Raw genomic sequence first — 10,237 nt, 5'->3', positions numbered from 1 at the left:
AGAAAAGCCATGAAAAAATTTGCTTATACCACCCACTACAAAACGCTGCCCGGCGACTTGCATACGCCCGTGAGCACGTACCTGAAGGTGCGCGACCTGTTTCCGCAAAGTATTCTGCTGGAAAGTTCCGATTATCACGGAGTGGAAAACAACCGCTCTTTTATCGGACTGAACCCCATTGCCAGTTTCTCCGTAAACCACGGAATCGTGACTACGGTCTTTCCGGACAAAAGCCGTGAAGAACGTCCACTCACTCCCGAGTTCCAGGTGGAAGATGCTTTCCAGTATTTCCTGAGACAGTTTCAGGTGGAAGGAGAATATGCCCGCTACGGAGGAGTGTACGGCTACACCACGTTCAATGCCGTCCGCTATTTCGAACAGATTCCGGTGAAAGACAGCAGCGACCCGAAGAACGATGCGCCGGAGATTCTCTACATTCTCTACAAGTACCTGATTGTGTTCAACGACTTCCAGAGCGAGATGGTGCTGGTGGAGCTGCAGGGCAACGACGAGCCGAGCCACATTGACGAAGTGGAAAAGGCGGTACTGAACCGGAACTACACCACCTACGCCTTTCGGGCGACGGGCGACACCACCAGTACGCTGACCGACGAGGAACACAAGGCCAATATCCGCAAGGGCATTGCCCACTGCAAGAGAGGCGACGTGTTTCAGATTGTGCTTTCCCGCCGTTTCATCCAGCGCTATGAGGGCGATGATTTCACCCTCTACCGGGCGTTGAGAAGCATCAATCCTTCGCCTTACCTGTTCTATTTTGATTTCGGCGGTTTCCGGATTTTTGGTTCCTCTCCCGAAACGCATTGCAAGATTGAAGCGGGAAAGGCCACCATCGACCCCATTGCCGGCACCACCCGCAGAAGTGGAGACAAAAAGACGGATGCCGCACTGACCGAAGCCCTGCTGGCCGACCCGAAGGAGAATGCCGAACACGTGATGCTGGTAGACCTGGCACGGAATGACTTGAGCCGGAATTGCCACGACACACATGTGGAATTCTACAAACAGCCGCAATACTACAGCCATGTAATTCACCTGGTGAGCAGGGTAAGCGGCACACTGGACAAGGAAGCCGACCCGATTAAAACATTCATCGATACCTTTCCGGCCGGCACTCTCAGTGGGGCTCCCAAAGTAAAGACCATGCAGCTCATCAGTGAAATAGAGCCGCACAACCGGGGGGCTTACGGGGGGTGCATCGGCTTCATCGGGCTGAACGGCGATTTGAACCAGGCCATCACCATCCGCACCTTCGTGAGCCGTAACAACGAACTCTGGTTCCAAGCCGGAGGGGGCATCGTAGCCAAAAGTGACGAGAACAATGAACTACAAGAAGTAAACAACAAGTTGGGAGCATTGAAAAAAGCCATTCTCCTGGCCGAAAAAATATAACACACCATGAAAATTGTCATCATCGATAACTACGACTCATTTGTGTACAACCTGAGTCATGCGATAAAAGAACTAGGAGCAGAAGTCACCGTGAAACGCAACGACCAGTTCCGGCTGGAGGAGCTGGAGGAATTCGACAAGATTCTGCTGTCGCCCGGTCCCGGCGTTCCGGAAGAAGCCGGCCTGCTGCTGGATGTCATCCGCAAGTATGCCGGAAAGAAACCGATATTGGGAGTCTGCTTGGGCGAACAGGCCATCGGCGAAGTATACGGAGGAAAACTGACCAACCTGGATGAGGTGTTCCACGGCATACAGAGTCCCGTCAGCCTGACTGCGACGGACTATCTGTTCGAAGGACTTCCCTCTACCATACAAATAGGAAGATACCATTCCTGGGTAGTCGACCGGAAAGATTTCCCGGATTGCCTGGAGATAACCGCCGTAAGTGAAGAAGGATACATCATGGCACTCTGCCACCGCACACTCGATGTGCGAGGCGTGCAGTTTCATCCAGAGTCCGTTCTCACTCCCGAAGGAAAACAGATGCTGCGCAACTGGATACAACATCAATAAAGAAAACCCTATTTTCTCACTCATAAAACTTATGATACACAATATGAAACAAATACTGAAACGGATATTCCACCACGAAGAGCTGACACGTGAAGAAGCCTGCACGCTGATGCAGAGAATGACAGGCGGCGAGATGAATGAAGCACAGACTGCCGCCCTGCTGGCTGCCTTTCAGATGCGCGGGGTCAAGGTGGACGAGCTGGTCGGCTTCCGCGACGCGCTGCTTCAGGCTTGCGTGCCCGTCGACTTGCATGAATTTCATCCTATTGACATCGTGGGCACCGGAGGAGACGGGAAAAACACCTTCAACATCTCCACATGTGCCTGCTTTGTCGTGGCCGGAGCCGGTTACCGGGTAGCCAAGCACGGGAATTACGGAGCCACTTCGGTGAGCGGGGCCAGCAACGTGATGGAACGCTACGGCGTAAAATTCACAAACGACGCGGACAAGTTGAAACGTTCCATCGAACAATGCGGCATGGCTTACCTGCACGCTCCCCTCTTCCATCCGGCTCTGAAAACCGTGGCTCCCGTACGGAAGGCATTAGGAGTACGAACCTTATTTAATTTATTAGGCCCGCTGGTCAACCCCTGCCATCCGGCCTGCCAGTTGTTAGGAGTGGCCGACCTCCCGCAGATGCGGCTTTACACCAACACGCTCCAGAAGCTCGGTATCCAGTTTGCCGTGGTCAACAACCTGGACGGATACGATGAAATCTCGCTGACCGATGAATTCAAGGTGATGACCAACCGTTACGAAACCATTTATCGCCCTTCGGAACTGGGCTTTTCCATGGCACGTCAGGAAGAGCTTTACGGAGGGAACACACCGGAAGAGGCAGCCGCCATTTTCGACCGGGTGCTGCATAATGAAGGCAGCAAGGCACAGACCGACTGTGTGCTGATCAATGCTTCGTTTGCTATCCAGGCACTGGAGCCTCAGAAGAAAATAGAAGAATGCGTGGCACTGGCCAAAGAATCGCTCGAAAGTGGAAAAGCATTAACTACTTTACACAAATTCCTTACTCTTAACCAATAAACGAATGATGACTACTGATATCTTACATACCATTGTGGCTCATAAGCGCACAGAAATTGCCCTTCAGGAAGAGGCCGCATCTCAAGACTTCCTCATCCAGCTGTTGGGCACTCCCCGTCCGTCGAAAAGCCTGAAGCAGGCACTGGCCGCATCGCCTTCGGGCATCATTGCCGAATTCAAACGACGTTCTCCGTCGAAAGGAGATATTGCCCCACAGGCAGACCCGACCGTCATCGTCCCCGGCTATGAGCGTGCAGGTGCCTCCGGCACCTCCGTACTGACCGACCAAGAGTTTTTTGGCGGCAACCTGAAAGACTTGCAGGCCGTCTGCCCGCTGACACACCTTCCGGTGCTGCGAAAAGATTTTATCGTCAGTCCCTACCAGCTACATCAAGCCAAGCTGGCCGGTGCAGATGTGGTGCTTCTGATTGCAGCCGCCCTGACCGTGGAAGAATGTAAAGCCTTGGGGAAATTAGCCCATCAGTTAGAGATGGAAGTCCTGCTGGAAATACACACGGAAAAGGAACTCGACTACCTGCACGAGCATGTAGACCTGATTGGGGTCAACAACCGGAACCTGGGCACGTTTCATACGGATGTGGAAAATTCGTTCCGCCTGGCCCGGAAGTTGCCGCAAGAATTGCTGTGGGTATCCGAAAGCGGCATCTCGCAACCCGACACGTTCAGGCAACTGCGTGAAGCCGGATTCAGAGGATTCCTGATGGGAGAAACTTTCATGAAAACGCCTTCGCCGGAAAAGGCTTTGTCGGACTTTCTTCAAGCTGTTGCCTTATGATTGTCAAAGTGTGCGGCATGAGGGAGGCGGAGAACATCCGTCAGGTGGAGCAAACCGGGGCCGACTGGATGGGATTCATCGACTACGAAGGTTCTCCCCGCTATGTATCGGGCGTACCGGAATATCTGCCGGAGTCGGTGCAGAAAGTGGGGGTGTTTGTCAATGCTTCCCTTCCGCGAATCCGGGAAAGGATGACGACGTGGCAACTGGATTACGTTCAGCTTCACGGAAAGGAATCGCCGGAGTTTTGCCGGGAAGTGAAACTGACTGGCATACGCGTCATCAAGGCCTTTTCCCTGCGTACGCCTGACGACCTGCTGGCAACGGAAAACTATACCGCCTGCTGCGACTATTTTCTGTTCGACACTCCCTGCAACGGATACGGAGGCTCCGGCAAAAGCTTCGACTGGGAAATCCTGACGCACTACCACGGCGAGACGCCTTTCCTGCTAAGCGGAGGGCTGAAGCCTGAAAGCCTGGATGCATTACTGAAATTCAGCCATCCCCGCTGGGCCGGCATCGACCTGAACAGCGGCTTTGAACAGGCTCCCGGTATGAAAGATGCGGCTGCCCTCTCTGACTTTATTTATTCTTTCAAACAAAACAAGTGTAACCTCTAAAAACTTAGTGATATGAATCGCATTGACCAATTATTCCAGACACATAAAGACCACGTGCTTTCCATTTATTTCTGTGCAGGTGCCCCGACTTTGGAAGGTACTGCCGAAGTCATCCGCACCTTAGAACGGAAAGGAGTACAGATGATTGAAATCGGTATCCCGTTCAGCGACCCGATGGCCGACGGCCCCGTCATTCAGCACGCAGCCACACAGGCCCTGCGCAACGGCATGACGCTCCGCAAGCTCTTCGGCCAACTGGAACAAATCCGCACAGATGTCCGCATCCCGCTGGTGCTGATGGGCTACCTGAACCCCATCATGCAATATGGCTTCGAGAATTTCTGCCGGCAATGCCAGGCATGCGGCATCGACGGCGTGATTATTCCCGACCTTCCTTATAAGGATTATCTGGAAAGCTATCGTCCCATTGCACAACAATACGGCATCCACGTGATTATGCTCATTACGCCGGAAACCAGCGAAGAACGCATCCGGCAAATCGATGCGCATACCGACGGATTCATCTATATGGTATCTTCTGCGGCCGTGACAGGAGCACAAAAGGAGTTCAATGCACAAAAGCAGGCTTATTTCCAGCGTATCAAGCAAATGCAGTTGCGGAATCCACGGATGATCGGATTCGGCATCTCCAACAAATCCACTTACGAATCGGCAGCGGCATACGCCTCCGGGTGCATCATCGGAAGCAAGTTCGTGACCTTGCTTGAGGAGGAAAAAGATGCCGGAAAGGCCATCGACAAACTGTTGGAAATGCTGAAAAACGAAGGATAATTAATCATTCTGCTATTTTTAGCGGCTTATTCTTTTAGTCAAAGCATATTTTCGCTATCTTTGTGCCAAACTAAACGAAGCATCAAATGATAAAACCAGATTATCCTTCCGTATTACTCATCTACACTGGAGGTACAATCGGTATGATTGAAAATCCGGAAACCGGTGCATTGGAGGCTTTTAACTTCGACCAACTTCAGGAAAACGTACCGGAACTGAAACGGTTCAACTACCGCATTTCCTCTTACCAGTTTAACCCTCCTATCGACTCCTCGGACATGGAGCCGGCCTTGTGGGCCAAACTGGTCAAGATTATCCAATATAACTACGATAACTTCGACGGGTTCGTGATTCTGCACGGCACGGACACCATGGCTTATACCGCTTCCGCACTGAGCTTCATGCTGGAGAACCTGAGCAAACCGGTCATCCTTACCGGAAGCCAGTTGCCCATCGGTGTGCTACGTACAGACGGAAAGGAAAATCTGATTACTTCTATCGAAATAGCCGCAGCAAAACATCCGGACGGAACTGCCGTGGTACCGGAAGTCTGCATTTTCTTTGAGAACCACCTGTTGCGCGGAAACCGTACGACCAAGATTAATGCGGAAAACTTCAACGCGTTCCGTTCTTATAACTATCCGGCACTGGCTACGGCCGGTATCCACATCAAGTACGAATACGACCGTATCCGGAAAGTAGATTCCAGCCTGCCTATGCACGCACATTATGTCTTCGATACGAATGTAATTATCCTGACACTTTTCCCGGGTATTCAGGAAAACATCGTGCGCACGGTGCTCAACACGCCCGGTCTGAAAGCGGTAGTACTCAAGACTTACGGTTCCGGAAATGCGCCCCAGAAGCCCTGGTTCATCCACTTGCTGGCAGAAGCTACGGCAAAGGGAATCGTCATCGTCAACATTTCACAATGCCAGACGGGTATGGTCGAAATGGCACGTTACGAAACCGGTCTGCACCTGCTCGATGCGGGCGTCATCAGCGGATATGATGCCACCGTGGAAAGCGTGCTCACCAAGCTGATGTTCCTGCTCGGCCACGGCCTTACTCCCAGGGAAATACGCAGTGAAATGAACCGTTCCATAGCCGGAGAGTTTACCAAGCCCGTGTTGTAACCTAAATGTAACATCTATTTCATAAGGACGAAACAAGAAAGGGTCATCTTTGTAACGAAAACTAAGTCACATTGAATTTTGTATTAATTAATAGAAAATACGCATGAACGATTACCGGATTTTAGTTGTAGACGATGAAGAAGACTTGTGCGAGATTCTAAAGTTCAATCTCGAAATGGAAGGATACATGGTAGATACTGCCAATTCCGCCGAAGAAGCCTTGAAACTTGAATTGCCACGTTACAACCTGATACTGCTGGACGTGATGATGGGAGAAATTTCCGGATTCAAAATGGCCAGCATGATGAAAAAAAACAAGGATACACAGAATATTCCCATCATTTTCATCACTGCAAAGGATACGGAAAATGATACGCTGACCGGATTCAACTTAGGAGCGGACGACTATATTTCAAAACCTTTCTCTCTGCGTGAAGTCATCATGAGAGTAAAGGCGGTGTTACGACGCACAGCCGGCGTACAGACTCAGGTGCCCGAACAGCTGATTTATAAAGGACTGTCGGTCAACATTCCGAAGAAGAAAGTAACCATCAATAACGAGGAGGTTTCATTAACCAAAAAAGAGTTTGAAATACTTCTGCTCCTTTTGCAGAACCAGGGACGCGTATTCTCCCGCGAAGACATTCTGGCGAAAGTATGGCACGATGAAGTGTACGTGCTCGACCGTACGATTGATGTGAATATCACCCGACTCCGCAAAAAAATCGGTGAATACGGTGCTTGTATCGTAACCCGTCTCGGTTATGGATACTGTTTCGAATGTGAATAAATTACGGTGGTACTATCATGACGAAATTTTCTTATCGCATCCTCCCTTTCAATCAGAGGCTGTTCTTTTCTGTCATATTCCTTTTCCTGGGATATGCAGTATGCTTCATGCTGTTTCAATACAAACGCGAAAAAGCCTATAAAATAGAATTGCTGAACACGCAACTGCAAAACTATAACAACCAATTATGCGATTTCCTTGCCGAACATCATGGAGTCAATCCCGATTCCATGCAATTTTATGTGACGACTCACATGATGCCCAACCTGCGGGTGACGCTCATTGAGCCGTCGGGGAAGGTAGTGTACGACAACACAAATGCCAACTGGGAAAGCTTTGCCAACCACTCTTCACGCAAGGAAGTGCAAGACGCACTCATGTATGGAAGCGGCTATTCCATCAGCCGCCAGTCGGAAAGCATTCAGGGAGAGGAATATTTTTATTCCGCACGCTATTATCCTCCCTACCGCATCATCATACGGTCTGCCCTTCCCTACAACCTGAGTCTGGCAGAACACTTGCAGGCTGACTCCGGCTACTTATGGTTTGCACTGATTATCTGCCTGGTGCTGATATTCATCTTCTACCGTTTTACTAGGAAGCTGGGCAAGTCTATCACCAAACTGCAACAGTTTGCCATGAAGGCCGACCGGAACGAACCGATTGACATGGACATCCTGCAAACGTTCCCCAAGAACGAACTGGGAGAGATATCACAACACATCATTAAGATATACAAACGACTGCACCGGGCGAAAGAAGCTCTCTACATTGAGCGTGAGAAACTGATTTCGCACCTTCAGACCTCACACGAAGGATTGGGTGTCTTTACCAAAGAACGGCAGGAAATCCTGGTCAACAATCTGTTTACGCAATACATCAACAACATATCCGACCGTAATCTGCGTTCTACCAATGAAATTTTCGATATTCCGGAACTGCAGCCCATCATTGAGTTCTTAAACCGGAACGAAGGTAATTTCAGCAAAGAGGAAAAACGGTATGCCATGCACCTCAACAAGAACGCACGCTCGTTCACCGTGGAATGCATCATCTTTCAGGATATGTCGTTCGAAATATCCATCAACGATATTACGCAGGAAGAAGAACAGGCCCGCCTGAAACGTCAGCTGACACAGAACATCGCCCACGAGCTGAAAACGCCCGTCAGCAGCATTCAGGGATACCTGGAAACCATTATCAGCAACCCGAACATTCCGCAAGAAAATGTCCGTGTCTTCCTGGAAAGAAGCTATGCCCAGAGCAACCGCCTGACCTTCCTGCTGCGCGACATCTCTGTGCTGACCCGAATGGACGAGGCACCGGAACTGGTAGAAAAGGAACAGGTAAACCTGAGCAAGATTGTAGAAAACATTTTGAACGAGGTAGCACTCGGTCTGGAAGAAAAGCATATCACTGTGGTGAACAAGCTCCCGTCGGAAGTCATACTGACAGGAAGCAGCTCGCTGCTCTACTCTATCTTCCGCAACCTGACCGACAATGCCATAGCCTATGCAGGTAATAACATACAGATTACCATCAACTGCTTCCGCGAGGATGAGAAATTCTACTATTTCAGTTTCTCTGATACCGGCGTGGGAGTACCCGAAGAGCACCTGAACCGCCTGTTTGAACGCTTCTATCGGGTAGACAAGGGACGTTCACGGAAACTGGGAGGTACAGGTTTGGGACTGGCCATCGTGAAGAACGCCGTGTTGTTCCATGGCGGAACCATCTTCGCCAAGAACATGCCGAAAGGAGGACTGGAATTTGTCTTCACCTTGAAAAAGGATATACAAGGATAAAGCACTCCAGGCAAGACATTCTGTAATTAAAGCTACTACAATTTCCCCTAGTTCCAGTACTTCCGTGGAAGTACTGGAGTACTCCTCTGAAAGTACTGCAGTACTCCTTTGATAGTACTGGAGTACTTCTTTGGCAGTACTGAAAATGGTTATTAGGAATTATGACATCATCTGATTCTTCATCGAAATAATTTTCATCGTTTATTGGATTTAAGGAATCTCCATCCCACGTGTTAAAAGTATTTTTCAACCTCACATTACCCAATTCCTTCAAATCATTGGCTGTTCGGGTGAAGTCTCCAACTCTTTTAACTGCCTTTTCAAGTTCTTCTTTATCGGACAAGTGAGCGAAGAATGTACCATCTTTTGTGATACGATATAACGTATCATTGACAATAATCTCTAAATTTTTATTCAAAAAATGTCGGAATTTCTCGTCTGGAACAAGAAATCCTATTTTTTCAATTTCAGCATCCTCTCCTGAAGAATTATTATAAATATCATCAGCAGAATAAAAAGAACCAGTGGCTCTTGTCCCATATCCTTTAGTAATATCATAATTATCAAGTGCTTTCGTAAAAGCATCTTTATTATCAAAGGACATTATATCGGTAATAACATTCTCATGAGATATGAAATCCTTGTTTTCCACCTGTTCTACAATATCTTCAGAATTACATGCACATATTAATAAACCGATAGAAATAGTTAGTAAATAGTTCGTTGTTTTTATGTGTATTAAATTTGAAAATTAAAAGTTATAACCTAAACTAAAATAAGGATAAATAACCGCTGCTCGGAAAACAGCTTCGTCACTTTTCCCTTCAGTACTCCTATACAAAGCCATTCCGGGGTTAATACCAAGGCGTACCATGAGCCCTTTCTTAGACTGATAACGGTAACCTAAATCAAGAAAGGCAAATGAACCAGATTTATTATCCTCTATTTGATGTCCCAATTTGTCGTAAAACACGCAGGTATAAAGACCATAGCTAACTCCTATACCTATTTCAAAACGATTTTTCCGTTTTCCTATAAGATAATTTACAGCTATAGGAAAAGTCCAACCTTTTGTTAGATCAGCAAGATTATCAAAGAAGGCTGGAGACTTGGAGCGAGTATGAGCTATTCCGATTCTTGCTCCCCAATGAGTCTTTTCATTAAAACGTGTATCATAATGAATCCCTACAGTGGTTGATGCTCCACCTAATTCTACAAATACCCCTTCCTCCCTTTGGGCATGCAGTTCGCTATTTGCCATTAAATTTAAAAACAA

The 10,237-nt window shown here is 48.5% G+C and carries 11 protein-coding genes; 9 read left to right on the top strand and 2 right to left on the bottom strand.

Annotated elements, in window-relative coordinates:
* Positions 1 to 9: 9 nt before the first annotated feature.
* The 9 genes from ACMJ0U_RS09485 (at position 10) to ACMJ0U_RS09445 (ending at position 8,961) form a co-directional block, all read left to right on the top strand.
* Positions 10 to 1,410, top strand: coding sequence for an anthranilate synthase component I family protein (locus ACMJ0U_RS09485; protein WP_417129723.1), 1,401 nt, complete (start codon positions 10 to 12; stop codon positions 1,408 to 1,410).
* Positions 1,411 to 1,416: 6 nt separating this feature from the next.
* On the top strand, positions 1,417 to 1,983 hold the full coding sequence (locus tag ACMJ0U_RS09480) for an anthranilate synthase component II (protein ID WP_417129721.1): 567 nt from the start codon (positions 1,417 to 1,419) through the stop codon (positions 1,981 to 1,983).
* Between the two features lie 43 nt (positions 1,984 to 2,026).
* Positions 2,027 to 3,022, top strand: coding sequence for an anthranilate phosphoribosyltransferase (gene trpD / locus ACMJ0U_RS09475; RefSeq protein WP_417129720.1), 996 nt, complete (start codon positions 2,027 to 2,029; stop codon positions 3,020 to 3,022).
* Between the two features lie 7 nt (positions 3,023 to 3,029).
* The gene (gene trpC / locus ACMJ0U_RS09470; RefSeq protein WP_417129722.1) at positions 3,030 to 3,818 is read left to right on the top strand and encodes an indole-3-glycerol phosphate synthase TrpC; all 789 of its coding nucleotides are present in this window, start codon (positions 3,030 to 3,032) and stop codon (positions 3,816 to 3,818) included.
* Positions 3,815 to 4,438, top strand: a complete 624-nt coding sequence (locus tag ACMJ0U_RS09465) for a phosphoribosylanthranilate isomerase (RefSeq protein WP_417129719.1) — start codon at positions 3,815 to 3,817, stop codon at positions 4,436 to 4,438. Before trpC ends, ACMJ0U_RS09465 begins: the two co-directional genes overlap by 4 nt.
* A 12-nt stretch (positions 4,439 to 4,450) precedes the next feature.
* Positions 4,451 to 5,230 (top strand): tryptophan synthase subunit alpha, encoded by a 780-nt coding sequence (gene trpA / locus ACMJ0U_RS09460; protein ID WP_417129718.1) that lies wholly within the window; start codon positions 4,451 to 4,453, stop codon positions 5,228 to 5,230.
* Between the two features lie 86 nt (positions 5,231 to 5,316).
* Positions 5,317 to 6,366, top strand: a complete 1,050-nt coding sequence (locus ACMJ0U_RS09455; RefSeq protein WP_417129717.1) for an asparaginase — start codon at positions 5,317 to 5,319, stop codon at positions 6,364 to 6,366.
* A gap of 103 nt (positions 6,367 to 6,469) precedes the next feature.
* Positions 6,470 to 7,156: a response regulator transcription factor gene (locus tag ACMJ0U_RS09450; RefSeq protein ID WP_417129716.1), complete on the top strand. Its 687-nt coding sequence runs from the start codon at positions 6,470 to 6,472 to the stop codon at positions 7,154 to 7,156.
* A gap of 17 nt (positions 7,157 to 7,173) precedes the next feature.
* Positions 7,174 to 8,961, top strand: a complete 1,788-nt coding sequence (locus tag ACMJ0U_RS09445; RefSeq protein WP_417129715.1) for a sensor histidine kinase — start codon at positions 7,174 to 7,176, stop codon at positions 8,959 to 8,961.
* Here ACMJ0U_RS09445 and ACMJ0U_RS09440 read toward each other — a convergent pair.
* Complete coding sequence (locus tag ACMJ0U_RS09440; RefSeq protein ID WP_417129714.1) at positions 8,933 to 9,613, bottom strand: hypothetical protein; 681 nt, start codon at positions 9,611 to 9,613, stop codon at positions 8,933 to 8,935. The two genes, ACMJ0U_RS09445 and ACMJ0U_RS09440, sit on opposite strands and share 29 nt — an antisense overlap.
* A 99-nt stretch (positions 9,614 to 9,712) precedes the next feature.
* Positions 9,713 to 10,237, bottom strand: a 525-nt coding sequence (locus ACMJ0U_RS09435) for a hypothetical protein (protein WP_417129713.1), incomplete at its 5' end; no start/stop codon positions are given.

The sequence above is a fragment of the Phocaeicola sp. genome, from assembly GCF_048170425.1.
GTDB lineage: Bacteria > Bacteroidota > Bacteroidia > Bacteroidales > Bacteroidaceae > Phocaeicola.
Note: the sequence above shows the minus strand (reverse complement) of the source record. Positions and strands in the feature narration are given on the sequence as shown.

What these genes read in the sequence shown, in the direction of transcription:
- ACMJ0U_RS09485 (WP_417129723.1), top strand. Translation starts at nt 10, where the DNA reads ATGAAAAAATTTGCTTATACCACCCACTACAAAACGCTGCCCGGCGAC.
- ACMJ0U_RS09480 (WP_417129721.1), top strand. Translation starts at nt 1,417, where the DNA reads ATGAAAATTGTCATCATCGATAACTACGACTCATTTGTGTACAACCTG.
- trpD (WP_417129720.1), top strand. Translation starts at nt 2,027, where the DNA reads ATGAAACAAATACTGAAACGGATATTCCACCACGAAGAGCTGACACGT.
- trpC (WP_417129722.1), top strand. Translation starts at nt 3,030, where the DNA reads ATGACTACTGATATCTTACATACCATTGTGGCTCATAAGCGCACAGAA.
- ACMJ0U_RS09465 (WP_417129719.1), top strand. Translation starts at nt 3,815, where the DNA reads ATGATTGTCAAAGTGTGCGGCATGAGGGAGGCGGAGAACATCCGTCAG.
- trpA (WP_417129718.1), top strand. Translation starts at nt 4,451, where the DNA reads ATGAATCGCATTGACCAATTATTCCAGACACATAAAGACCACGTGCTT.
- ACMJ0U_RS09455 (WP_417129717.1), top strand. Translation starts at nt 5,317, where the DNA reads ATGATAAAACCAGATTATCCTTCCGTATTACTCATCTACACTGGAGGT.
- ACMJ0U_RS09450 (WP_417129716.1), top strand. Translation starts at nt 6,470, where the DNA reads ATGAACGATTACCGGATTTTAGTTGTAGACGATGAAGAAGACTTGTGC.
- ACMJ0U_RS09445 (WP_417129715.1), top strand. Translation starts at nt 7,174, where the DNA reads ATGACGAAATTTTCTTATCGCATCCTCCCTTTCAATCAGAGGCTGTTC.